Below are 21,637 nucleotides of genomic sequence, written 5' to 3'. Positions count from 1 at the left end.
TCTCGCTACGCTTCGAGAACGTCTGCATCTCTCGGCGAGGCCTACTCTTTTATTGCACTTCGTTTTGGAACTTGCACCATAATTGTAATGCTTATTAAAAGTTATACTATACGGTGCGAAAATAAGTAATTATCTTTGCACCACAGGTTTAACTTTTAATCATGACGAAGATATGAGTACAGAGAAAAGAAAAGTAGGACGACCGGCAGGAACACCTAAGACCGGTGGTCGTGTTGCAGGCACTCCTAACAAAGTTTCTTCAAAAGTTAGGAATATACTTGCCGAAATTACAGACGATTACTATAGTTCAGAGCAATTCAAGAATGATTTAAGAGACTTAGAGCCAAAGGATAGAATTCAGGCAATGGAGAAGTTTACAAGTTATGTAGCACCGAAATTACAATCTACTACACTTGATGTTGCAACAGAAACTAAGAAGACCATTGAAGACAGGCTCATCGCTTTGTCTGGTGGTGGCAAGTGATTTCTACAAACATCTACTGTAGAAATTTGTTGTTAGTCCATTTTTAATGAATTGTTTGTTATAAAAGTGAGTAAGGAGTGTCCGTGAGGATGCTCCTTTTTTGTTCGCATACCATTTTCGTGGGATTACGAAAAACGTAAGCAAACGTAAGCAAAAATAGCAAACGTATGCAAACGTAGCAATCGTATGCAAACGTAGCAATCGTATGCAAACGTAGCAAACGTAGCTATATGAGAATGAGAATGAGAATGAGTAATAGACTTAGTCGTCTATTACAAAAGTGAGAGTTCTTTATGAAAAAAGAAAAACCTACAAAAGAAAGCTCCTTTGTAGGTTTGAAAGATTAAAAGCCTTTGCCTTTCGTTCTTTCGTAAACTGCGGTTTGGTCTTTATCCTGATTTTCGATTTTGAATAAAACCATTGAGCGGACAGGAATGTCGTCAGGCAGAAGCGAGGCAAGTTTCTCGATAACTTCATCAACATTGTTGAAGCCAACGTCTGTCAGTTCTGCTACCTTGCGCCCTTGGAAGAATGCAGTACCATGAACTTGATAACGGAATGAGAGTTTGAAATGTTCTTCTTTCGGCTTTTGTTCTCGCTGTGATGGTTTATCTGAGAAGAAAATAAAATCAATTACTTTCTCGTTGAGTTCCCATGCTGGAGAGAAGTCTATCTTGATATAGCCTCGTGTTACCTTGTGTCCGCTGCTATGGTTCATAGCAAATGCCACCTCGCCAATAGTAGCCTTGCAATCGTTTTGCGCCACCGTTCCCCATGTGTGTCTGAAAGTATAAACAGAATAATCATGCTGCTTGTCTATGCCCATAGCTTCACATAGTTGCCGAATGCCTATGTTTACGTTGGCACTGAAACTATCTGTTGTCGTATGACGTTTGGCAAAGTTGAACAGATGCATGTCAGCCTCATCTGTATTCTTGTATTTGTCGAACAAAGGAAGTAGGATAGGGGGGGACACGCATTTCCATGTATGCGCCATCGGCACGAAACTTCTTTGTCTTGGCACGTTGGTAATGGATAATACCATCGTAATAGTCCGTCTTCTTCAGCTGAAACAAATCAACCGTGTTGATACCTGCAAGACAAAGCACCATCATTGCCACATCTCTGCCAATCTCTGTGGTAGGGTGCGCCATCTTACTTTCAGGAAGTGGAAAGAAAAAGAACTCCCTGCATGCTTCAGGAGTGATCGCCAGTTTTTCGGGCTTATCAGCTTTTGGAATTTCCACCTTCACCCACGGATTTGTCTTTATCTTGATGATGCCGTTGTCGTAATCATTGAACTCCACCTGTGCAGCTTTGAATATCTGCCTAATGCAAATCGGGTACATTTCCTTGGCACGCTTTGTTGTTTCGAGGCTTTTAATCCATCGGTTTACAAACATCGAGGTCAGATGCGAGAACTTGACACATGTTGTCCCTGCAAATCGTTCGAGGTGCTGCAGGGCTAGGTCATAGTTGCGAGCGTTGCGCTGCTGCCCTCGGTCAATCATTCGGTCAATGTGCTTTCTGGCATATTTCGAAAAGTCTATATCATCATCGCCACTCACAAGAAAGTCGGACACTTCTTTTGCATTCCAGTTCCTAATGTCCTTTTTGTTGAGACGCTCCATGTAGTCAATGATAACAGGAGAGAGCAGACCAACCACGTATGGGTCTTTGACTTCTTTGGTTTTCGTGATGCCCTTATCGTTCACCATCTTGTCAGTTTTGATGTACGCAAGTTCCCTATGATGTGTTACCCTGATATAAACAGGATAAAACCCATCGCTACGTTTACTCCTTACGCATATTTTCAGTGTTGCCATAATTCATCCGTGTTCCAATTGATTGTGATAAAAATACCTAAACTTGTTATAACTTGCAGAATTGCAGTTGTAAACACGCTGTAAACAGTGTATTCCAAAATAGTAAACTTACTGTAAACATTTACGTTCATTCTGCTCAAATAGTGTGTATAGATGCACGCTGTTTTATGAAAAGAATTAGGCGGAATACCTCCGTAAACACGTGATACTCCGCCTAAACAGCTGATATTTAGGAGTTTTCTAACATTCTTCCACTGCTGCCTGCGCCGCCGAAAAATATGCCTGAACATCGTGCAGTTAGAGTACTTGTGTAAACAACTTATAGTCTCCATTTCTTGATATTTAATTCATTGTTTTTTGCTTTATTGTTTGTAATGGCTGTGATTTATCTCGTAAAATCGCTTATTTGCCCATTTCCTTTCGTTTCTAGCGCTTCAAATGTCAAAGGCGATAAAGTTATCATGTGTAAATTTTTAACGGCTTAAAACGACTATTTTTTGCCTTGGCTAATTTTCTCAGGCATCAAGTCGTGCCTCTGCCATGAATATGGGGAGTTGTCGAAATCTACGATGCCAACCCTGTATGTTCGTGTCCATTTGTCAAAGACCGCATAGGTATCATCAGATATCTTTATGTAGTGATAACGGTTGTCCTCTGCTATCAGATAAATACAACCTGTTAGTAGCAACCAGATGATAATTTTAGCTAAGTTATAATATTTATCAGCCATACTTATTTCTTTTCCATTATTGATTATCTTTGAAAAAGAGTTTATGTATTATTGGCTTTAATATAAAGAAGATACCAATGCTGACAGAAAATCCTGCATACATGAGTGCCTGTCCAATACGTATAGCAAATAATTTCTCTACCCCAGCCATAATGAATGAGACTGCAAGAATACAAAGGATAAACACTGCTACCAAAACCAAATTATAAATTCCTTTTTTCATTCCTAATCTTATTATTTATCTTGTTGTATCGTTATTAAAATTTGGAGGCTCTGTGTGCGATAATTTTGCAAAAAGTTCTGCAAGCCGTTCATACAGCATAACAGTTCTCTTAAATTAATTCTACCTAAAATCTTTATAATCCAAAGTCACAACTCCTATTAATCTTCCATCTTCATCAATATAGTTGCATCGGAATTTAAGACCTAACAACTTACATACTTCTGAAAAATTCTTCATCCCAAAGCTGTATTTCCCTTTTGCATATAGTCGTTTCAGCTGTGCCTTCTTGTTAATCTTCATGTTATACATTATCTCTTTTATTTCAGTCTCTTCGAAAAGACTCCAGTCTATATTCGTAACATAATTAGTTGTTACAGTCCAATTATAGAACACCATCGAGTTTAACTCGGTAACTTCATCAACACGTATAGGACATTGCTGATTTATGGTACGACACATATCAATCCATAGCTTTTTATAATAACCTTTCTCTTGTGCCGTTATATGGACTTGCGAGAAGGAAAATAAAAAGCACATAGAAGCTATAAGCAATAAAAATATCCTCTTTGTTAACATAGCTTAGTCTCAATTATCCTTTATCACAGATTAAAGTTATCTTTGAAATAGCCGATAGAAGCATAATTACTTGTCTATTCATAATTTCATTAAATAGATTTTTCATATCCTATATTATTATTCTGCTTTTCGTTTTGATTTATTTCTATAAGTTCAAATAAACCGTCAATTTTATCCAAACATGACACTTCCTTGAGCAATTCTACTATCCGAGTTCTTTCCTCATTAGTTAACTCAATATCTTTTGTAGAAGATTCCACTGTAAGCATAGTTTTGGTTATAGATTTACAATGCTCAAATTCATTCAACTTAGATAAAATCTTCATACCGCCAGCAGCCTGCAAATACATCTGGAACTTATTTACCCCTGCACTTTTATCAGAAATCGAGCCTGCCAAAGATAAAGCATTGTAAACCATAGATAAGCCATAATGATAATCAGCTTTATTGTAAAGATAATTTATATCTTTTTCCATCTTCTCCGAAAGTTCTTTATAGACTCTCCTATATTCTTTCAAATCAATCAAGCTATAAATATTCCAACCTATTAAGACAGTAACAAGTAAAGATAGGATCGCTACTATAACACCCATATAATCAAAATTCAAATCACTAAAACGAGGATAAAAGGCAAACAGTAAAAAGAAACACAATAGTGTGTCAACAATTACAGCAAGGTTTAGCACTATCTTTAAAAAAAATCTCATAATTACAAGCCTTTAACCATTGATACCAACTTCCCCATAACCTCATCACGTTGTTGAAAGTTCTCTATCAACAATTTGCATAGATTAATCAATTCCTTGTTAGGCATAGATATATTATTATCTACAGTTTGTTGTTTACTAACACTTCGTAGCATTTCACCTTCTCCTGAAAGCAACCAATCTGCTGATATACCCTCGCATTTACTAAACAAAAGTTCTGCATTAAATGTACCTCGCTTTATCCATGCGCTAATATTTTGTGCTGGAAGTCCGAGTTTAGCTGCAAACTGAGCTTGATTTCCACTCGAGTAATGATTAACAAGTGCTTCAATCATTGATGATTTGTCCATAGTGTATTTGTTAAAAATCTACAATTTGTTTATAATAACAAATCAACAATTTGTAGATAAACTACATTTTGTATATCTTTGCACAATAAAGTTAAACAATTAATTTATAACAGCAAAGAATATGGCAAGAAAAAGTAGTCTAACAGCTGAAATAAGGCAGTTGAGAATTGGAGAATCAGCAATCTTCCCTATCGAAAGACTTGCAACAGTACAAAGCTCCGCAAGCCGCGAAGGGCTGATCAGTGGCAAAGTGTACGCCACAGAGGCCGATCGCGAGAATCGAACCATAACCGTAACGAGAAAAAAGTGAGGCTTACCCTCACCGAACAAAAGAATTAGGTTTTATCAAACAATTCTAACGTATGCAGTCAATTCAAGTATTCAACAACCCTGCTTTTGGTAACATCCGTGTTGCAGGAACAGAAACAAATCCACAATTCTGTCTTACAGATGTATGCAAGGCGTTAGGGTTAACGGCAAAGTTTGTTAATCAGCGACTTGGGGATGAGGTTGTTTCAAACCACCCCATAACAGACAGTCTTGGAAGAGAGCAACAAGCCTTGTTTGTAAACGAAGACGGCTTATATGATGTCATCCTTGATAGTCGCAAGACAGAAGCAAGACGGTAAAAGTTACTGGTAAAGGGCAGGTTTATTTTGTGAATAAGTTTCTAAGCGGAATAGACAATGCCTAATCAATGTAAAAGTTGCACCGATGCCTATAACAGCATCAACGGACGATACTGTAAGTTGTATAATACGTATGTAGAATACTTAAAATCACCAATCTGTATAAACAAAAACAATTCTTATGAATAAGTCAATCTATCTAAACTGGCGATTCCACGTGCTTTTTTTATTAGCATTGGTAACAATCTTCTTGCTCCTTTCTTACAGCGAGGACCTGATGATATTCTTTATTAGTAAACTAATAGGCGCAGCCCTTGTTTACATTTCTTTTCATTTGATAAAACGTTGGAATAAGAATGAAAAGCTCAAGGGCATTATGGACATCATTGAGGAGGAAGATTAAGAAAGTTATTATGTCGTAACGTACGTCATGCGCTCTTTCTGCGCTGTGCATTTGGTTTACAACTGGGTGTATGGATTGTGGAAGTCAAGAGTTATGCTACTTATAGTTTGGTTAATAGCTGGGCATAGGCGAGTATCAGCAAATAAGACAACGTAAAGATAAACTAACAAATGATGGTTCAATTAGTATTCTCCGACAAGGTCGTTACATACGATACCTTTATGAAAGACCTTGCAGCTCGCATAACATCATTTCTGCAGAATGATAAAAATGATCCTGAAATGATAAGCCAACGAAAAGCCTACAGTGTGTTCGGGCGTGGCAATGTTGACAGGTGGCGTAAGAAAGGATTGATACGTCCATATAAGAGACCCGGCAAGGTAGAATATCCCACAAAAAGGTTAAGAGTACTTCAGCGCACAGAGCAAGACTACTTCGAGTAGTCTATTAGGCTCGGTAGTGTACGCAGGGCACGCTCGATAAGTGGAGGGGTCGAATGAGGAATTGGTGCAACTCCAATCCGAGCCACAACGATTTTATAACAAACAAAATTAATAATTATGAGTGAGACTATCAATCAAGCAAAACATCTGCAAACACTTTCTGCAACAGAAGTGGTGCGTGATGAGTATGTACGCTCCCAGTTTATCAATGTCTATGACATGATATGGAAGCAAGGTGGAGAAGCTGCCTATGAACGAGAAGCAATCAACTTCAATAAGCAGTTGAGAGATAACGAGAAATTGCGTAAGTGTACTGGTATATCGGTATTCTTTGCATTCATAGACCTCGCTGTACGTGGTCTATCTCTGGAACAAGGCGCACAGGCATTATGTTACCTCCTACCTCGTAACCGTAAGGCTGGTGTAGACCCACAGACTGGTAAGGATATGTGGGAAAGTCGCTGTAATCTTACTATTTCGGGCTATGGAGAATTGGTGCTTCGTGCAAGAGCAGGACAGATTAGACACGCTGATAATCCTGTTATTGTATACGAGGGTGATGAGTTCTCTTACGGAGAAACAGACGGACACAAGTATGTAAACTATCGTTGTAATCTTCCTCGTACATCTGAGAATATCATTGCTTGTTTTATGAAGATAACACGCATAGATGGGAGCGTAGATTATTCCGTGATGTTGGAGAGCGACTGGCAGCGTCTTGCCAATTATTCTGCAAAGAATAATGCTTACTATGACCAGAACACACATCAACGTGTAGAAAAAGCCAACGAGCTTTATTCTTCCGTTAATGGTCAGATTGATACAGGTTTCCTTATGGCAAAGTGCATCAAGCATGCTTTCAAGTCTTACCCTAAGATTGCTATCGGTAAGGGTACACAGTTTGAAAGTGATGTTATTGATGACCCAACAAAGGACTTCGACCCATACGGAGGCGTAACGGAAACGGAAGCAGAAACAGAACCTGAGTCTCATACTGGGCAAGCAGAGGAAGAGAGTTTCGCTGCTCCACAAGATATGTCGGCAGGTGTAACCATTGACCCTGCAACGCAGGGAGACGATGACGATACGTTCTAACGAATGCCATCAGATATTTGTAAACAATGCAAAGATACACGCCAACAAGTCAACGGCTTGTATTGCTTGAAATTAAACAGATACGTGGAGCATACTACATTTGCTATGTGTGCTCCCTCAAAACCAAAAGATATGAATAACGAACTTGCAATAGTAAAACAAGAAAATATTGCGCAGATTGTGCAAGCTGCACCGCAATCATACAAGGATAATGCCCTGTCGCACGATAAGTGTGTCGAGGCTGGGCAGAAGTTACTTAGCCTCATCGAGCAGAATGGTGGTAACATGACTGATGAACTCGACCAGCAAGCAGCAGTGTTCATAGAAAAAGCCCGTAAGACAGTGAAGAAGATGAACGAACGTCGTTCTCCGGTTACTAAGTTGTTCGACCAGATACGCACGGAATTTACCGTTATTGAGAACGATATTGACCCAGCGAAAACTAATACTGTATCTTACAAGTTGCAGCAGCTCCGTAATGCTTTTGCAGCAAAGAAACGTGCAGAGGAAGAGAAACGCCGTAAGGAAGAACTTGCAAAGCAACAAGCTGCTCAGGCTCGTGAACGTTTCAAACTCGATGTTGAGGATAACCTGAAGGTTCAGTTTCAGTCTGAACTCAACAAGAATGTCAATGCACTAAAGGATATTGACAATGCGGTTACTCTTGAGAATTACGAGAAGTCATTTAATGCCATCAATACATACTCAACCAGTTTATCTCCAGAGTGGATTAACAACCTACGAGCTACTGTTCGTGTGTCTTATAACATTACAGCTGCCGAGGCAGAAGCTATAGAAATGGGCGTTAGCCATAGTCTGTGTAAAAAGTTCAAGGAGCAGTACGCCTTTGAAGTAGGAGACATGAAGACCTATATCCTTGACCGTCTTCCATCAAAGAAAGCTAACCTCGAACAAATTGCAAAATCTAACGAGGCAGAGGCTGCACGACTCAAAGAGGAAATGCAGAAGAAAGAACGTGAGGACGCTGCTCGATTGGAACAGGAACGTATGAAGCGTGAGGAGGAAGAACGCAAGCAAGCTGAAATGAAGAAACAAGCAGCCGAAATGGACGGTTTGTTTGCTGGACAGGCTACTATGGCAGCATATCAGCCTAAGACAAAGGTAACAAAGAAAATCCATCTTCTTAATCCTGAAGGCATCCTGCCAATCATCACAATGTGGTGGAGCCATGAGGGATGCAAGATGTCTATTGATGAGCTTGCTAAAATATTTAAGAAGCAAATCACTTTCTGTGAGAAACAAGCTAACAAGGAAGGTACCTTCATTCAGGACGAAAGTGTCGAGTACATTGACGATGTAAAGGCAAAGTAATATGAACCACAATCCCGACACATACTATAACCGCAGTGAGGTCAGCAACTCAGACCTCACTGCACTCAAAGAGGTAATGCACCCACGACCGGCGTTCGGTGACAGGGAGGCTGCTTTCCGTTTCGGGACACTGGTTGATGCACTGATAACAGAACCTGATAGAGTAGATTACTATCATCTTACTGTTGATGATGTAGAATATACTGATGATGAGTTCAGACACGCAAAGGAAATGCAACGCTCACTTAGGCTGGAAGCTCAGAAAGACCCATTCTTAGCAAAGGTCTTGGAATTATCAGACACACAAAAGTGCATGGTAAACAAAGGACAGCAGTTCTATTATTGCGAGTTTCCTTTCTCTCTCGATACTCGTTGCAAATGGGACTGGTGGTTGGAAGCGTTTCACTTCGGTGGAGACTTAAAGACAACCTTTGCCTCATCTCAACAGGAATTTGATGAGGCTGTAGATTTCTTCGACTGGGATAGAAGCCGTGCATGGTATATGGATATAGCACATTCTGATAAGGACTTTATCTATGCTATCTCAAAAAAGAACTGTAAGGTATTCAAAAAGTTCATCAATCGTGGTGATGCAATCTACCAACATGGACGTGAGAAATATGAAGAACTGGCTTTTGCCTATTGGTGCATGACACCTACACCTCAAAACAATTGATATGACTACAACATTAAAACATCATCTCCGTATTGAGCCTTATCCTTATCAAGCTGAGGGTATTCGTTTCGGTCTTGAAAACAAACGGATACTTATAGGTGATGAACCAGGGCTTGGAAAAACGTTGCAGTCTATCGGCATTGTAGATACCGCTAACGCATATCCCTGTCTCGTTATCTGCCCGTCATCTTTGAAAATCAATTGGCAAAGAGAGTTTGAGAAATTCACGGATAAGTCCGCTCTTGTGCTTGATAATAGTGTACAGACTACTTGGGGGTATCTTTTGAAGATGGGAGTGCATCAGGTTGCAATCGTCAATTATGAGAGTCTTCGCAAATACTTTGTCTGGGATATTAAAGGTAATCGAAAGTCTTTCCGACTAAAAGATGTTGTTTTCAACCCTGCTATTAAGGTCTTCAAGTCAATCATCATTGACGAAAGCCACCGTGTGAAAGACCCATCTGCACAACAGACCATCTTCGCAAAGGGGCTTTCGGTTGGTAAGGAATGGATAACACTCCTTTCAGGAACTCCAGTTGTTAATCGTCCCGAAGATTTGATTGCGCAGCTCTCAATCATGGGTAGGCTCGGCGAGTTTGGTGGACGTTCTCAATTTGTTGCCGATTATTGCACAGACCCAAAGGATAAGGATGCAACCCCTGCCGTTCCTCTGTCAGTATTAAGTAACAAGCTATATAGTTCGTGCATGATACGCAGAGAAAAGGCAAAGGTGCTGCCTCAACTTCCAGACAAGACACGCACCGACCTTTATGTGGATATATCTAACAGAGAGGAATATAACACGGCTGCTACAGACCTTGTTGCATACCTCAAACAGTACACGGAGTGTACCGATTGGGAGATAAGACGAAAGATGCGTATGGAGGCTCTTGTCAAGTTCATGACGTTGCGTGCGCTTGCCACCAGAGGAAAGATAGCACAGGCAATAGACTTCATCAGCACATTTCTTGAAAGTGGTAAGAAACTGATAGTGTTCTGCTCTCTCCATGAGATTGTCGATGAACTATGTAAGACGTTTCCCAAAGCAGTAACGGTTACAGGTCGTGACAGTGCTGTAAACAAACAAGCTGCTGTTGATGCCTTTCAGACCGGCGAAAATACACGCCTCATCATCTGTTCTATCAAAGCTGCTGGTGTTGGGCTTACCCTTACCGCTGCTTCGGACGTAGCTTTCTGTGAATTGCCATGGACAATGGCAGATTGTTGTCAATGTGAAGACCGTGCGCACCGTATCGGGCAAAAAGATAATGTAAACTGTTATTATCTGCTCGGTCGTGGTACAATCGACAATACTATCTACTCTCTTATTCAGCGCAAAAAGTCTATCGCTAAGGAGATTATGAACTCTGATGATGATATACCTACTGATGAAGTGTACTTTGACGAATTGGTTTCATCTTTCTTAAACAAATGAAATGGAAATATGCAAGTCGGATATAGAGAAAATCATCAAGTTCTTGGAAGATGCTGCCATCCTGTATGATAAGACAAAAGGACAACGATTTGTCTCTCGTGCATGGTGCATCAGACAACTGGTAACGAAACTTCAACGCAAATTAGTATTCACTTTTAATAATAAGCAAAATGACAAAAAATGAAATTCTATCAGAGGTCATAGAGGAAACCGACCTCACACGCTCGCAAGCTGCTAAGGCTTATGATGCTATTATTGGTGCGATTAAAGGTTCACTCGAAAAGGGTGAAGACATTACTCTTCGTGGGTTCGCTACTCTAAAAGTAGTACACGTGAAAGAACGTGTATCAGGACTGCATGGAAAGAAGACGGTTATCCCTGCACACAAGACTGTAAAAATTAAAACATGTCAAGAACTCAAAAAACAAATAAACCATGAGTAAGTATTTTATAAGTGCCGTTCGCTATGACAAGGTTATGGAGGATGGCAATTCAAAGAAAGTAACGGAACTCTACCTTGTAGATGCTCTTAGCTTTACTGAATGCGAGAGTAAAATGGTTGCAGAAATGCAGCAATATATTTCGGGAGACTTTGAAGTTGTCTCTGAGAAACGCACGAACATCGAGGAACTCTACAACTATCAGGGTGACGGTGATGATAAGTTCTATTCCTGCAAGATTAATTTCATCACCCTTGATGAGAAGAGTGGAAAAGAGAAGAAGCAAGCCCACAATTACATGGTGATAGCAAGTAGTATCGACAGGGCTAAGGAAGTAATAGACACCGAGTTTTCAAAAACCATGATTGATTATGAACTGGTGAAGATTGCTGAAACAAGCATCTTAGATGTGATTGCCTAATGACACTCGAAGAAATGTTAGCACAGAAAAGGGCTACAACACGCAAAAAGCCATCTGATGAGGAACACCGCATACAATGTTCTTGTGTGCGGTGGTTCAACCTCAAACATAGGAAACTAAAAGGAAGACTCTTTGCAGTCCCTAATGGTGGTAAACGTGATGCGCTTACTGGTGCAAAACTAAAAGCCGAGGGCGTTGTGGCTGGGGTGGCTGATTTAATACTCCTTGTTCCTAATAGATTTTATGGGGCATTGCTTGTTGAAATGAAGACTCTGACAGGTAGACAAAGTAAATCGCAAAAAGACTGGGAGCAAATCATTACCTCTGAGGGAGATTATAAATACGTGGTTTGTCATTCTCTCGATGATTTTATCAGAGAAGTTGACGACTACCTTAAATACTGTGATTGATTATGAGCAAAAGGGAAAGTTTCGTTTTTTACACGGAATGGCAGGACATCCTGATGGAATACCCTGCGGAGGTCAGACTTGAGGTGTACGATGCTATCATTACGTATGCAGCAACGGGGACACTGGTAGAGCTGAAACCGCTAAGTAAAATGGCGTTCTCATTCATGAAAAAAATAATAGATAGAAATATTGAAAAATTCGATACTATCTCTGATATGCGAAGTAGAGCAGCCAAGAAAGCTGTTGAAGTAAGACGGAATAATAATCATTCAAAAGATGATACTAAGAAATCTCAATCTTCTTCGCTGCCAATTACAGACGCAACAACACTCGATGATGAAATTGATGAATTGAAATCGTCAGAAGTATGGTTGGATAGTATGCAGAACCTCCACCACATGAATGTCGATGAACTCAAAAACAAACTTGGTGAGTTCAAACTTCAATGTGTTGCTGATGGTAAGACATCACACGACAATATCAATGACGCAAAAAAACATTTTAATAACTGGTTAAGAATTGTAACAAGCAATGATAAGATTAGAACCGACAACAAAGCTGGACGTAGAGGAAATCTGCTCAAGGCTGATGAAGAAAAAACGTATTCCGACTCGTTTTAGATTGCCTTATACAACAGAACAAGTATATACTATGCTGTGCGCTTCCTGTAAGGTAGAAGTTACATCACGTATGCGCAAGTTCATGTTGTCTGATAAGTATAAGCAACACATTTGGGATATATCTAAATGGCTCACTTCTACTGATTGTACATTCGGTCTGTTTCTCTCAGGCAACAAAGGCAATGGCAAAACAACTATCGTTAAAGCCCTGCAATCACTTTACGCCTATATTCATTCAGATGAAACCTCACACACAGAAAAGGAACTGTACGAGTTACCATACAAAGGTTTTGTGATTATCACGGCAAAAGAACTGGTGCAGTATGCCAAAGCATTTGCTAACCCAACTAAAGAGAATGCAGAGGCTGTAGCGTATTTCAACAAGATAAGGAATATAGAAGTCTTATGTATTGACGACCTTGGTGCAGAGCCACGTGAGAGTCTCCACTATGGAGAAATCATAACGGCAGTTACCGATATTATCCATCATCGCTATCAGGAACAATTCTGCACCATAGCTACCTCTAACTTGTCGGGAAAGGAGATAGGAAAATATTACGATGCACGTCTCGCTGATCGACTAAGAGAAATGGCACACATCGTAAATTTTGGAAACGAACCATCATTTAGAATTAAAGCGTATGAATAACATTAAAGACAACTATGCCTACTGTTAAGAAGGATAATCATTATATTTCGATTATAACAAATGAGTACAATAGATTTCAGTGCCTACAGCGCACAGCCACAAAAAGCAATGGACAAAATAAAACAACAAATAGAGAAATTCCACAAAGAAACAGGAATTAAGTTAGAAACAAAAGACGGAAAGCCATATTATGGTGGTTGGCTTGACTTGCGAGGAACTGCAATCACTTCGTTGCCCGACAATCTCGTGGTAGGTGGTTCGCTTGACTTGCAAGGAACAGCAATCACTTCCTTACCCGACAATCTCGTGGTAGGTGGTTGGCTTGACTTGCAAGGAACACAGATTAGCGATGCAAGCAACGTAAATCGTAATGCGCCAACATTATTTGATTGGCACAATAAAAAGTATATCAAAGCAGACGGTATATTTTCAGCTGTTGATAGCCACCACGGAAACGTTTATAAAGTGCATCAGATAGGTAACAAAAAGCAAATGTACGTTGTAGGGGATGGCAACGGAAAATGGGCGCACGGAGAAACAATAGACGAAGCACGAAAAGACCTTATCTATAAGATTTCAAATCGTGACAAATCTGCTTACAAGAATTTAAAACTTGATAGCGTCTTAACCTTTGAAGAAGCTATTGAATGCTACCGAGTTATTACGGGCTAGTGTGCAGCGGGTACAAAAGACTATGTAGAGAATAGACTTCCAAAGCCACACAAGGAAAAGTATTCTATTCGTGAGATGATAGAACTCACAAAGAACGAATATCAAGGTGATACGTTTGAGGAGTTTTTTGCAAATAAATAAAATTTCAACGCAATATGGAAACATTAAACAAGAAAATCAAGAACGAGGATGAACTTTTTGAGCTTTTCATCAACGTGGACGATATTCGTTCAAGCATGTGGTTCCCGTTCCTGCACCCGACCTACAACGAAGTGTGGGCAACCAATGGGTATGTGATAATCCGCATACCACCCGAAAGGCTCAATAAGCAATACGAGCCGACGGACGGCTGCGAGCGGTTAAAGTTGCCGACGGTCGAGCATCCGTGTTCCAAGTCCTGCACACTTGCCGCAATCAAACAAGCATTGGAGGCGTGTCAGTTGGTAGATGAAGTCGAAACGGAAGAATACGAAGAAAAGTGCGAGGAATGCGACGGTAGAGGCTTGGTAGAATGGGAGTACACCGATGGGGAGCTGGAAACACATTACCATGATTTCGATTGCCCGAAATGTGGAGGCGACGGTGTGATTAGGCATGAAAAGGAAATCAAGACGGGTAAGAAAGTACCCGACGAGAATGCAATAATCCAAATTGGAGCGGCTTTATTCCATCACGACGTGTTGCAGATAGTTGCCGAGGCTTTGAAGATGCTCGGTGCGGATACCGTGAACGTAACGGCAAACGAGCCTTACGGAATGACCGAATTTGAATACGACGGCATCAAGATTGGGTTCATGTGCATAACCGATGATGACGGCAGAGGTATTGATGCAGAGGTAAAATTGAACGAATTATGAAAGCAAGAATAATTGGAACTGGAGAGATAATAGACCTTAAAGGTACATCTATTGAATTTGGCACAGCCACTTGGATAGATAGTAATAACATTCTGCGACAAGGGAAATTGCCAAACGGAGATTTAGAACTTTTAGAACAAGGAAATCCTATTGACTGGGAGCAAAGACGGTATGAAATTGCAAAAGACATAGTGGCTTATTCATTCTCTACACCAATGGAGAATGTGAGTATGGTGTCATATATCCACAATTGCGTACAAGTGGCTGACATGTTGATTGAAGAACTTAAAATGAAGTAATTATGACACGGGGGTATAAGTTTAGGGGAAAGCGATTAGATAATGACGAATGGGTGTATGGCTACCTTTTTCGTGAAGAAGATGGTACTACCTATATTGTACAGGAGTTCCAACGGGTTGGTGATACCTTGTTTCATATAGAGGTCCATCAGGTAATCCCAGATACCGTCGGCCAATACACAGGCATAGACCTTGTGCAAGAGAAAAACGGAATGAATGTTTGGGTAACAGAAATCTATGAGGGCGATTTAATTGCCAATAGTGACGGAGTTGTTTCAAAAGTTATCTACTATGACGGAGCCTACCGGCTACAGAGTATTAGGCAAGCAGCCTTGCTAGATAAAGAGTTTATAAACGTTCTAAAATACAAGGTCGTTGGAAACATTTACGAAAACCCCAAATTAATGACGCATAAATACACAAAAAATGAAAGTAAGATTTAATGCAGGATTTGCACAAAAGGATTATGAACACTAATTATCACTTAGACCTCACAGAGGAACAGTACAACGATGTGATAACTTGTATTGAAGCTGCAAACAGGATAGCATGCGGACAGATAGAAGCTATCAACACGATATTACCAATCCGCACAGACTGGGACGTAATGGACGAAATGGACGAAATAAAGAAAAAGTCATTCCCCGAGCTTGACTTGAATCAAAGCTATGGATGGAGTGGCGGGCACCCAGCTAGCTCATGGTCAAGATTCCAAGCATCCACATACGCCCTTTATCGAGAAATGCGCTACAAACGTGAGATGTACAGAAAGAGCAAAGGGTATAACGTATATCAGATACCCACCTTGCGCAAAGAGGGAATAGATTTACCGAAAATCAAAATAACAGAAACATAATATGGATACATTCGAGAAAATACTACTCGATTACGGTGGATTAATAATTATGATAAGAAAATCATAGGAAATATCTATGATAATCCTACACTATATTGAAAGGAGGATATACAATGACAAAAGAAGAAAAAATTAAGGAAGCTGCACAAAAGTATGTAGGATTTATAGGTGTAGAAGATAAAATCACCTTAACAGATGCTTTCAAAATTGGTGCAGAATGGGTGTTGGCTAACCAGTGGCACAATGTGAAAGAAGAACTACCACCAATTGATACAATGGTTATCATTAGAACAAAAAATGGTAGTTATGGTTCTAGTATGGTTTACAATTCCATTGATAGTTTAGGTAATGACCTTGGACAACAATGGAAAGGCTCTACAAATTTCGTTAGGAGTATTACCCACTGGTGCGAGATACCACCATTTAAGGAGGAGAGAAAATGAAGAAATAAATGTTTAACAATATAGACTTATAAATTATGCAAACAACAGTACTAAAAGAAGTAATAGCGTTCCTCATCGGGCGCAAGTATTATGCCAACATTGTAGCAACAAAGGGAACTGACAAAACAGAACTCTGTTCTTACATCTTCAAAAGCAAGGAAGAAGCCGACAAGCATAGAGCAGACTTGCAAACAACGCTCTCATTCCTCTTCATTGAAACAGTTTCTTTTCGTTCTCGTAAAGAGTATTAAGAGATAAACCGAAGTTGTCGCTTATGTATAATATATTTGCGTTATGGTAACAATCTTCAATAAAATACAGAACTGGTATAGGTCTTTACGTCTATTCGTTATACTTGACCCTGCCGACAACTCTGTAACATTATCAAAGCATCTTTTCTGCCACATTCGTAACAATTCGGGTGTGGCCGAAAAAGCCACAGTGTTTGTATTTCGTGTGTCTGATACTCGTTTATTTGGCTTCATGCTCAATCCTGACATAGACAAACCGACACAACTATGCGACATTCAGTATAACGGTAAATACAAGTGTATAGGATTTGAAACGCTCAATCCCTCTGTTGGGCGTATTCTTTACGACTACGGACTGTCTGCCCAGCACAGCTACAAACTGTCTGTATCGGTAAAAGAAACAAATGGAAAGCTATTTTACCAACTAGATAAACCAAGCAAGTAATATGATAAAGGAAATTAAGTATAACGGACTTACAACCGTCCCACCAGATAACTTGTGTCCTGATGGTGATGCTGCTTTTTTGCTTAATCTTGTGCCTGAAGACGGTGCATTGAAACCAGTGTTGCCTCCAAAGACGGTCATGGAGTTACAGGCAAATATGCGTATCGTCTATATACATAAGTCCTCAACCTACAAGCATTATATCATACATGATACCCACAGTAAAAAGCTGGTATGGACTTCTAATGGTAAGGAGTTCGCAGATTTGTATGCTTTAGGCACAAAAGAATTGCATCAAGTTGTTGGTGTTGGTAATACGCTTATAGCCCTTACAGATATTGGCATGTTATACTTTCTGTGGAAAGGAGAACAAGCAGGGTATCTATTCCTTGGTAATGATATTCCTGAGTTATCTTTATCTTTTGGGTTACAAGGGGAAATGGAGCGAACTGATGAGTTCACAATTGAGTTTGATGAAATAGACTATGAGGACAAGTTAAGTAAAGATGGGAAGAAAACATACGAAAGCTATTATGAGTTTTCAGACGAAAACAAGAAAAAAGTATCTTCACAGGTTCTTGCTAAAGTAAACAAGTTTATAGCTGATAAGGCTACAAACAAAGGTAAATTTCTATACCCATTCCTTTTGAGGTATGCATATAGGCTGTATGATGGTAGCCTCATCAGGCATTCTGCACCTATACTAATGGTTTGCTCAACTAGTTGCGCGCCCATTGTGACGTGGGAGCGTATATATAGAAAAGACACGGCTGCCGATGTTCGTATCATAGGTATGTTACACAAACTCGACTATGCAGTTATCAATGAAAGAGAATTGAGTTTGCTTAAAAACTGGGCAGATATAGTTAAGTCAGTAGACATATTTGTGTCTAAACCTATTTATACCTACGACCAAAACGGAGAGTGCGATAAATTCTATAACTATGACGAGTACGGTGATGAGGCATGGGGATATTCCATTTGTAAGCATATCAATCAAGCTGCCGACACAACTACATATCCAGTACGTTATCAAAAGAAAGATATGGGCTATCTCTATCAAATGACCTTTGATAAAGATAATCTTGAGAAACGCCTTGGAGGTATTCTCGGACTTCCACGCAAATCAACAGCTACTGTAAAAGAGGATATTCGGAATTGTGCTAACTTTTACTTCCTTGAAAGTATCAAGATAGAACAACTGGCTACTACGCGTACAATAATAAATATAGAAGAAGATTTTTTACAGTCGCTTGTCAATCGTGAAGTCATGACTGATGATTATGATAGCCACGACAAGTTAATACCAAAGTACGCGTTCAGCTATAATTCACGTGTAAATATCGCAAATCTTAGAAAGATGTTATTTAAGGGGTTCAATGCAGGAGCAATGATGACTTTTACTGATGGGTATGTGAGGGCTTGGAGCGATATGTCTGCTACAGGACTAGACAGGAAGATTGCAGTAGCAGTGTATGTCTATATTAAACAAGGTGGTAAAGATATTATAGTCAGAGGTGATGCGGGAGTATTAGGACTTAATAATCCTGTATTGTTTCTTTATTATCCAAATGTAAATGCCTATAAATCAATTATATATATATATGACTCTGTTGGTACTTATTATGAAGTTCCGCTTGAACCTCATTCTTTCTTGAATGGAGCATTCTATTTTGGGGGATGGGGAGATTTAAATAAAATTGCTTCTGATGTTTCTACGGTTTCTTCTGATACAGAGCGAACGGTAGATATACTTAACAAGATTTACACCTCCGAGATAGACAACCCTTTCTATTATCCGGTATTAGGTATCAATACTGTTGGTACTGGCAACATTATCGGAATTTGTTCAGCGGTTAAGGCTCTCAGCGAGGGACAGTTCGGACAGTTCCCTCTTTACGCATTCACAACCGAGGGGGTATGGGCTTTGGAAATATCAAAGACAGGAACATATACAGCACGACAACCCATTACTCGTGATGTATGTATAAATGCAAAATCCATTACCCAGATTGATTATGCCGTATTGTTTGCCACAGATAGAGGAATTATGATGCTACAAGGTTCCCAATCTATGTGTATATCCGATATTCTTAATGGGGATAATTCGGTGTCTGTGCTGAACTTACCAAAGATAGATAAAGTTTTAGATTTTGCAGGACAAACCAAAGACACTTTGCAGTTTCTTCTATTTATGGAGTTCGTCAAGGACTGCCGTATGATATACGACTATGAACATCAACGTATCATTGTGTATAATGATAGCAAAGACGCTGAAACAAATCAGCTCCGATGCAACTATGCTTATATATGGTCGTTGAAGTCAAAAGGGTGGGGGATGATGCAGTCAAACATAGCAGATAGCGTAAATGCTTACCCTGATGCACTGGCAGTACTAGATAATGGTAATCTTGTAAACTTCTCTGATGAGGCTGATGATATATATAAAAATATTGTTATATCTCGACCTATAAAACTTGACGCATTCGATATACACAAGTCTGTCGATACCATTATACAACGTGGCGTATTCCATAAAGGACACGTAAAATCGGTATTGTTTGCTTCTAATGATTTGTATAATTGGATTCCTGTATGGTCTTCTGTAGACCATTACTTGCGTGGGTTTAGAGGCACACCGTATAAGTACTTGCGTATAGTATTACTTACAGGGCTTGCAGAAGATGAAGGTATTACTGGATGTTCGGTGCAGTTCACTCCACGACTGAACAACCAACCACGATAGTTTAAGTTAGTTTTTACTAAGGTTAAGATTGTTATTCATGGAAAAAGGCAGGGCTACGTGATGTAACTCTGCCTTTGCTTTTTACCACGGCTTTAGTTTTCGCCTTATCTTTCCAGTTCTTGACACAAGTGATGTTCGTATCTTTGTTTTCAGTTCGTCCACTTTATCTATCCAGTGTCCAGTACTCGCAGGAAGCGTGATGCTCATCCAGTCTGCAAGAACTCTACAAACCAAAAACTCATGTATCAAATGCTCTAACATCTTAACAGTGGTCATAGAGAATGTAGACGGTAAAGATAGACATATCTTGTACTCATCAGGTTCTACGAGAACATCATTAAGCGTCTGTTCTGTATCTGGTATATCTTCCTTTGCATATGGAAATAGCAACTCAACACATTCAGAATGGGCTAAATTTAGGACTCGTGTAACACGGTCTACATTACTGTCTTGGGCAATATCAAATACCTGATGCTTTGCGTGTTCCTCATCTTGTGGCATAATATCTGCCTCAACGAAAGAGTAGTTACTCGCATCATACAACAACTCAGCACGTTTGAATGTAAGCGTTACCAATTTGGTACTTTTTTCAGCTGTGTTCTGATTTTGGCAATATCCCATATTACAGAAGATTAGTAGGTAGGACGTGTAGGACGGCTGCGCTTGTACAAAGCACGCTTTACATTCTCCAGACTAACCTTTGAGTGGCTTGCATACGTTTCTGCGTCTTCCTTGTTGGTTATGGCAAACCAGTCTGCAAGTGCCATATCAACCAAATATGAATGTATGCCATTGCCTAAGCTGTCTGCTGATGCATTGTTGTAGTTAGATGGTAGTCTAAATGTAAGAGTAAGCTGTCCGCTATTGTCAATCTCACTTTGCATACGGTTGTTGCTTGTGGTCTTATCTTCATACAGATACTCGCCAAGCAGACTTTTGAGAGACGAGAAAGCGTTAGCAAGTGAACGGCGTACTTGATAACTGTTTTCGTCATCATCACTTGCTTGCATATTCGATGCAGCCTCATAAGTCTTCTTGCCTTCAGCCTCACGTGCCTGTCCTGTTAGATAGGCTTTGTTCTGAATGTCATAGATAAGCTCTTTAACCTCTTCCGTTATAACGAGGTTCTTCTTGTTTTCTGCCATATCATTTATAATTAGATGAACTATTCGTATGTTGGACGTATCGGCTTCTTCTTAAAATAAGCCTTACGCAGTATATCTTCCATGTCGGTTGCAGCAGAAGTCGCATAACTTTCCGCTTCTTTCTTGTTCGTGAATGTATACCACTTACTTGTGATATTCATAACAAAGAAGCTGAATAGGCTGCGCTGCATACTCTCTTTCAGGTTTTCATCGAAAGAATTAGATAACTCCAATTCCAATGTGTATAAGTCGCTTGCCTCTTGTTCTGCACCCAGTACCTTTTTCAAACTACCTGCAACCATATTCTTGCTCTCATTCCAAAAGCGTTCAAGTATTGCTTTATCTTCGTCGGTCGTGAAGATACGGTTGTAAGCGTCTTCGTCATTTTCCATCTTGGCACCAGTATAAGAGGTTGTCTTTGCAACTTCATTATAAACCTCGCCCTTAGCTATTTGAAATTCAATCCTTTTCATG

The 21,637-nt window shown here is 39.8% G+C and carries 30 protein-coding genes and 1 pseudogene; 23 read left to right on the top strand and 8 right to left on the bottom strand.

What is annotated here, in order from left to right:
- The first annotated feature begins 172 nt into the window (after positions 1–172).
- Positions 173–484, top strand: coding sequence for a hypothetical protein (locus AC1EK4_RS08665; RefSeq protein ID WP_480357905.1), 312 nt, complete (start codon positions 173–175; stop codon positions 482–484).
- A gap of 343 nt (positions 485–827) precedes the next feature.
- Here AC1EK4_RS08665 and AC1EK4_RS08660 read toward each other — a convergent pair.
- The 5 genes and pseudogenes from AC1EK4_RS08660 to AC1EK4_RS08640 all read right to left on the bottom strand — a co-directional run bounded on the left by AC1EK4_RS08660 (position 828) and on the right by AC1EK4_RS08640 (position 4,896).
- Positions 828–2,310, bottom strand: a pseudogene (locus AC1EK4_RS08660) (tyrosine-type recombinase/integrase).
- Between the two features lie 746 nt (positions 2,311–3,056).
- Positions 3,057–3,263, bottom strand: a complete 207-nt coding sequence (locus AC1EK4_RS08655; RefSeq protein WP_480357903.1) for a hypothetical protein — start codon at positions 3,261–3,263, stop codon at positions 3,057–3,059.
- Between the two features lie 120 nt (positions 3,264–3,383).
- On the bottom strand, positions 3,384–3,722 hold the full coding sequence (locus tag AC1EK4_RS08650; protein ID WP_311560844.1) for a hypothetical protein: 339 nt from the start codon (positions 3,720–3,722) through the stop codon (positions 3,384–3,386).
- Positions 3,723–3,928: 206 nt separating this feature from the next.
- Entirely contained in the window at positions 3,929–4,546 is a 618-nt protein-coding gene (locus AC1EK4_RS08645) for a hypothetical protein (protein WP_480357901.1), read from the bottom strand.
- A 2-nt stretch (positions 4,547–4,548) separates the two neighbouring features.
- Complete coding sequence (locus AC1EK4_RS08640) at positions 4,549–4,896, bottom strand: helix-turn-helix domain-containing protein (protein ID WP_480357899.1); 348 nt, start codon at positions 4,894–4,896, stop codon at positions 4,549–4,551.
- Positions 4,897–5,258: 362 nt separating this feature from the next.
- On the opposite strand from AC1EK4_RS08640, the gene AC1EK4_RS08635 reads away from it, so the two are divergent.
- The 22 genes from AC1EK4_RS08635 to AC1EK4_RS08530 all read left to right on the top strand — a co-directional run bounded on the left by AC1EK4_RS08635 (position 5,259) and on the right by AC1EK4_RS08530 (position 20,018).
- Positions 5,259–5,525, top strand: coding sequence for a BRO-N domain-containing protein (locus AC1EK4_RS08635; RefSeq protein ID WP_480357897.1), 267 nt, complete (start codon positions 5,259–5,261; stop codon positions 5,523–5,525).
- 181 nt (positions 5,526–5,706) lie between these two features.
- Positions 5,707–5,928: a hypothetical protein gene (locus AC1EK4_RS08630; RefSeq protein WP_480357895.1), complete on the top strand. Its 222-nt coding sequence runs from the start codon at positions 5,707–5,709 to the stop codon at positions 5,926–5,928.
- A 173-nt stretch (positions 5,929–6,101) separates the two neighbouring features.
- Complete coding sequence (locus AC1EK4_RS08625; protein ID WP_480357907.1) at positions 6,102–6,371, top strand: hypothetical protein; 270 nt, start codon at positions 6,102–6,104, stop codon at positions 6,369–6,371.
- Positions 6,372–6,488: 117 nt separating this feature from the next.
- The gene (locus tag AC1EK4_RS08620) at positions 6,489–7,466 is read left to right on the top strand and encodes a recombinase RecT (RefSeq protein ID WP_480357894.1); all 978 of its coding nucleotides are present in this window, start codon (positions 6,489–6,491) and stop codon (positions 7,464–7,466) included.
- 132 nt (positions 7,467–7,598) lie between these two features.
- Positions 7,599–8,798, top strand: a complete 1,200-nt coding sequence (locus tag AC1EK4_RS08615) for a hypothetical protein (protein WP_480357893.1) — start codon at positions 7,599–7,601, stop codon at positions 8,796–8,798.
- A 1-nt stretch (position 8,799) separates the two neighbouring features.
- Complete coding sequence (locus AC1EK4_RS08610; protein ID WP_480357891.1) at positions 8,800–9,474, top strand: hypothetical protein; 675 nt, start codon at positions 8,800–8,802, stop codon at positions 9,472–9,474.
- 1 nt (position 9,475) lies between these two features.
- The gene (locus tag AC1EK4_RS08605) at positions 9,476–10,909 is read left to right on the top strand and encodes a DEAD/DEAH box helicase (RefSeq protein WP_480357888.1); all 1,434 of its coding nucleotides are present in this window, start codon (positions 9,476–9,478) and stop codon (positions 10,907–10,909) included.
- Position 10,910: 1 nt separating this feature from the next.
- A complete protein-coding gene (locus tag AC1EK4_RS08600) occupies positions 10,911–11,093 on the top strand; it encodes a hypothetical protein (RefSeq protein WP_480357887.1) in 183 nt (60 codons plus the stop codon).
- The gene (locus AC1EK4_RS08595; protein WP_480357885.1) at positions 11,080–11,352 is read left to right on the top strand and encodes an HU family DNA-binding protein; all 273 of its coding nucleotides are present in this window, start codon (positions 11,080–11,082) and stop codon (positions 11,350–11,352) included. The genes AC1EK4_RS08600 and AC1EK4_RS08595 overlap by 14 nt, the downstream gene beginning before the upstream one ends.
- Entirely contained in the window at positions 11,345–11,770 is a 426-nt protein-coding gene (locus AC1EK4_RS08590) for a DUF4494 domain-containing protein (RefSeq protein WP_480357884.1), read from the top strand. Before AC1EK4_RS08595 ends, AC1EK4_RS08590 begins: the two co-directional genes overlap by 8 nt.
- Positions 11,770–12,180 (top strand): VRR-NUC domain-containing protein, encoded by a 411-nt coding sequence (locus AC1EK4_RS08585; RefSeq protein ID WP_480357883.1) that lies wholly within the window; start codon positions 11,770–11,772, stop codon positions 12,178–12,180. The genes AC1EK4_RS08590 and AC1EK4_RS08585 overlap by 1 nt, the downstream gene beginning before the upstream one ends.
- A gap of 2 nt (positions 12,181–12,182) precedes the next feature.
- Positions 12,183–12,800 (top strand): DUF6291 domain-containing protein, encoded by a 618-nt coding sequence (locus tag AC1EK4_RS08580; RefSeq protein ID WP_480357881.1) that lies wholly within the window; start codon positions 12,183–12,185, stop codon positions 12,798–12,800.
- Entirely contained in the window at positions 12,769–13,449 is a 681-nt protein-coding gene (locus AC1EK4_RS08575; RefSeq protein WP_480357880.1) for a P-loop NTPase family protein, read from the top strand. The genes AC1EK4_RS08580 and AC1EK4_RS08575 overlap by 32 nt, the downstream gene beginning before the upstream one ends.
- 60 nt (positions 13,450–13,509) lie before the next feature.
- Positions 13,510–14,121: a hypothetical protein gene (locus tag AC1EK4_RS08570; RefSeq protein WP_480357878.1), complete on the top strand. Its 612-nt coding sequence runs from the start codon at positions 13,510–13,512 to the stop codon at positions 14,119–14,121.
- 155 nt (positions 14,122–14,276) lie between these two features.
- Positions 14,277–14,978, top strand: a complete 702-nt coding sequence (locus tag AC1EK4_RS08565; protein WP_480357876.1) for a hypothetical protein — start codon at positions 14,277–14,279, stop codon at positions 14,976–14,978.
- A complete protein-coding gene (locus tag AC1EK4_RS08560; RefSeq protein WP_480357874.1) occupies positions 14,975–15,277 on the top strand; it encodes a hypothetical protein in 303 nt (100 codons plus the stop codon). The genes AC1EK4_RS08565 and AC1EK4_RS08560 overlap by 4 nt, the downstream gene beginning before the upstream one ends.
- Positions 15,278–15,279: 2 nt before the next feature.
- The gene (locus tag AC1EK4_RS08555; protein WP_480357873.1) at positions 15,280–15,720 is read left to right on the top strand and encodes a YopX family protein; all 441 of its coding nucleotides are present in this window, start codon (positions 15,280–15,282) and stop codon (positions 15,718–15,720) included.
- Between the two features lie 23 nt (positions 15,721–15,743).
- Positions 15,744–16,133: a hypothetical protein gene (locus tag AC1EK4_RS08550; protein ID WP_480357872.1), complete on the top strand. Its 390-nt coding sequence runs from the start codon at positions 15,744–15,746 to the stop codon at positions 16,131–16,133.
- 113 nt (positions 16,134–16,246) lie between these two features.
- Positions 16,247–16,576 carry a hypothetical protein gene (locus AC1EK4_RS08545; RefSeq protein ID WP_480357871.1) on the top strand — a complete coding sequence of 110 codons (330 nt, stop codon included), beginning with the start codon at positions 16,247–16,249 and terminating at the stop codon, positions 16,574–16,576.
- A gap of 35 nt (positions 16,577–16,611) precedes the next feature.
- Entirely contained in the window at positions 16,612–16,827 is a 216-nt protein-coding gene (locus AC1EK4_RS08540; protein WP_480357869.1) for a hypothetical protein, read from the top strand.
- 43 nt (positions 16,828–16,870) lie between these two features.
- Complete coding sequence (locus AC1EK4_RS08535) at positions 16,871–17,272, top strand: hypothetical protein (RefSeq protein WP_480357868.1); 402 nt, start codon at positions 16,871–16,873, stop codon at positions 17,270–17,272.
- 1 nt (position 17,273) lies between these two features.
- Positions 17,274–20,018: a hypothetical protein gene (locus tag AC1EK4_RS08530; RefSeq protein WP_480357866.1), complete on the top strand. Its 2,745-nt coding sequence runs from the start codon at positions 17,274–17,276 to the stop codon at positions 20,016–20,018.
- A gap of 81 nt (positions 20,019–20,099) precedes the next feature.
- Here AC1EK4_RS08530 and AC1EK4_RS08525 read toward each other — a convergent pair whose 3' ends face one another.
- Genes AC1EK4_RS08525 through AC1EK4_RS08515 form a run of 3 tightly spaced genes read right to left on the bottom strand, consistent with a single transcriptional unit; the run spans position 20,100 to position 21,636 of the window.
- A complete protein-coding gene (locus AC1EK4_RS08525; protein WP_480357863.1) occupies positions 20,100–20,639 on the bottom strand; it encodes a hypothetical protein in 540 nt (179 codons plus the stop codon).
- A gap of 11 nt (positions 20,640–20,650) precedes the next feature.
- Complete coding sequence (locus AC1EK4_RS08520; RefSeq protein ID WP_480357862.1) at positions 20,651–21,163, bottom strand: hypothetical protein; 513 nt, start codon at positions 21,161–21,163, stop codon at positions 20,651–20,653.
- A gap of 20 nt (positions 21,164–21,183) precedes the next feature.
- A complete protein-coding gene (locus AC1EK4_RS08515) occupies positions 21,184–21,636 on the bottom strand; it encodes a hypothetical protein (RefSeq protein ID WP_480357860.1) in 453 nt (150 codons plus the stop codon).
- Between the last annotated feature and the right edge of the window lies 1 nt (position 21,637).

This window comes from Prevotella sp. C0026C3, from assembly GCF_056590795.1.
This window is presented reverse-complemented; position numbering and strand designations above follow the sequence as displayed.

Coding starts and splice junctions, on each gene's coding strand:
- AC1EK4_RS08540 (WP_480357869.1), top strand. CDS start 16,612: ATGCAAACAACAGTACTAAAAGAAGTAATAGCGTTCCTCATCGGGCGC.
- AC1EK4_RS08520 (WP_480357862.1), bottom strand. CDS start 21,163: ATGGCAGAAAACAAGAAGAACCTCGTTATAACGGAAGAGGTTAAAGAG.
- AC1EK4_RS08570 (WP_480357878.1), top strand. CDS start 13,510: ATGAGTACAATAGATTTCAGTGCCTACAGCGCACAGCCACAAAAAGCA.
- AC1EK4_RS08620 (WP_480357894.1), top strand. CDS start 6,489: ATGAGTGAGACTATCAATCAAGCAAAACATCTGCAAACACTTTCTGCA.
- AC1EK4_RS08640 (WP_480357899.1), bottom strand. CDS start 4,896: ATGGACAAATCATCAATGATTGAAGCACTTGTTAATCATTACTCGAGT.
- AC1EK4_RS08665 (WP_480357905.1), top strand. CDS start 173: ATGAGTACAGAGAAAAGAAAAGTAGGACGACCGGCAGGAACACCTAAG.
- AC1EK4_RS08550 (WP_480357872.1), top strand. CDS start 15,744: ATGAACACTAATTATCACTTAGACCTCACAGAGGAACAGTACAACGAT.
- AC1EK4_RS08605 (WP_480357888.1), top strand. CDS start 9,476: ATGACTACAACATTAAAACATCATCTCCGTATTGAGCCTTATCCTTAT.
- AC1EK4_RS08625 (WP_480357907.1), top strand. CDS start 6,102: ATGGTTCAATTAGTATTCTCCGACAAGGTCGTTACATACGATACCTTT.
- AC1EK4_RS08635 (WP_480357897.1), top strand. CDS start 5,259: ATGCAGTCAATTCAAGTATTCAACAACCCTGCTTTTGGTAACATCCGT.
- AC1EK4_RS08565 (WP_480357876.1), top strand. CDS start 14,277: ATGGAAACATTAAACAAGAAAATCAAGAACGAGGATGAACTTTTTGAG.
- AC1EK4_RS08525 (WP_480357863.1), bottom strand. CDS start 20,639: ATGGGATATTGCCAAAATCAGAACACAGCTGAAAAAAGTACCAAATTG.
- AC1EK4_RS08655 (WP_480357903.1), bottom strand. CDS start 3,263: ATGAAAAAAGGAATTTATAATTTGGTTTTGGTAGCAGTGTTTATCCTT.
- AC1EK4_RS08590 (WP_480357884.1), top strand. CDS start 11,345: ATGAGTAAGTATTTTATAAGTGCCGTTCGCTATGACAAGGTTATGGAG.
- AC1EK4_RS08575 (WP_480357880.1), top strand. CDS start 12,769: ATGAAGAAAAAACGTATTCCGACTCGTTTTAGATTGCCTTATACAACA.
- AC1EK4_RS08515 (WP_480357860.1), bottom strand. CDS start 21,636: ATGAAAAGGATTGAATTTCAAATAGCTAAGGGCGAGGTTTATAATGAA.
- AC1EK4_RS08560 (WP_480357874.1), top strand. CDS start 14,975: ATGAAAGCAAGAATAATTGGAACTGGAGAGATAATAGACCTTAAAGGT.
- AC1EK4_RS08610 (WP_480357891.1), top strand. CDS start 8,800: ATGAACCACAATCCCGACACATACTATAACCGCAGTGAGGTCAGCAAC.
- AC1EK4_RS08630 (WP_480357895.1), top strand. CDS start 5,707: ATGAATAAGTCAATCTATCTAAACTGGCGATTCCACGTGCTTTTTTTA.
- AC1EK4_RS08615 (WP_480357893.1), top strand. CDS start 7,599: ATGAATAACGAACTTGCAATAGTAAAACAAGAAAATATTGCGCAGATT.
- AC1EK4_RS08585 (WP_480357883.1), top strand. CDS start 11,770: ATGACACTCGAAGAAATGTTAGCACAGAAAAGGGCTACAACACGCAAA.
- AC1EK4_RS08595 (WP_480357885.1), top strand. CDS start 11,080: ATGACAAAAAATGAAATTCTATCAGAGGTCATAGAGGAAACCGACCTC.
- AC1EK4_RS08555 (WP_480357873.1), top strand. CDS start 15,280: ATGACACGGGGGTATAAGTTTAGGGGAAAGCGATTAGATAATGACGAA.
- AC1EK4_RS08530 (WP_480357866.1), top strand. CDS start 17,274: ATGATAAAGGAAATTAAGTATAACGGACTTACAACCGTCCCACCAGAT.
- AC1EK4_RS08545 (WP_480357871.1), top strand. CDS start 16,247: ATGACAAAAGAAGAAAAAATTAAGGAAGCTGCACAAAAGTATGTAGGA.
- AC1EK4_RS08580 (WP_480357881.1), top strand. CDS start 12,183: ATGAGCAAAAGGGAAAGTTTCGTTTTTTACACGGAATGGCAGGACATC.
- AC1EK4_RS08650 (WP_311560844.1), bottom strand. CDS start 3,722: ATGTGTCGTACCATAAATCAGCAATGTCCTATACGTGTTGATGAAGTT.
- AC1EK4_RS08645 (WP_480357901.1), bottom strand. CDS start 4,546: ATGAGATTTTTTTTAAAGATAGTGCTAAACCTTGCTGTAATTGTTGAC.
- AC1EK4_RS08600 (WP_480357887.1), top strand. CDS start 10,911: ATGGAAATATGCAAGTCGGATATAGAGAAAATCATCAAGTTCTTGGAA.
- AC1EK4_RS08535 (WP_480357868.1), top strand. CDS start 16,871: ATGGTAACAATCTTCAATAAAATACAGAACTGGTATAGGTCTTTACGT.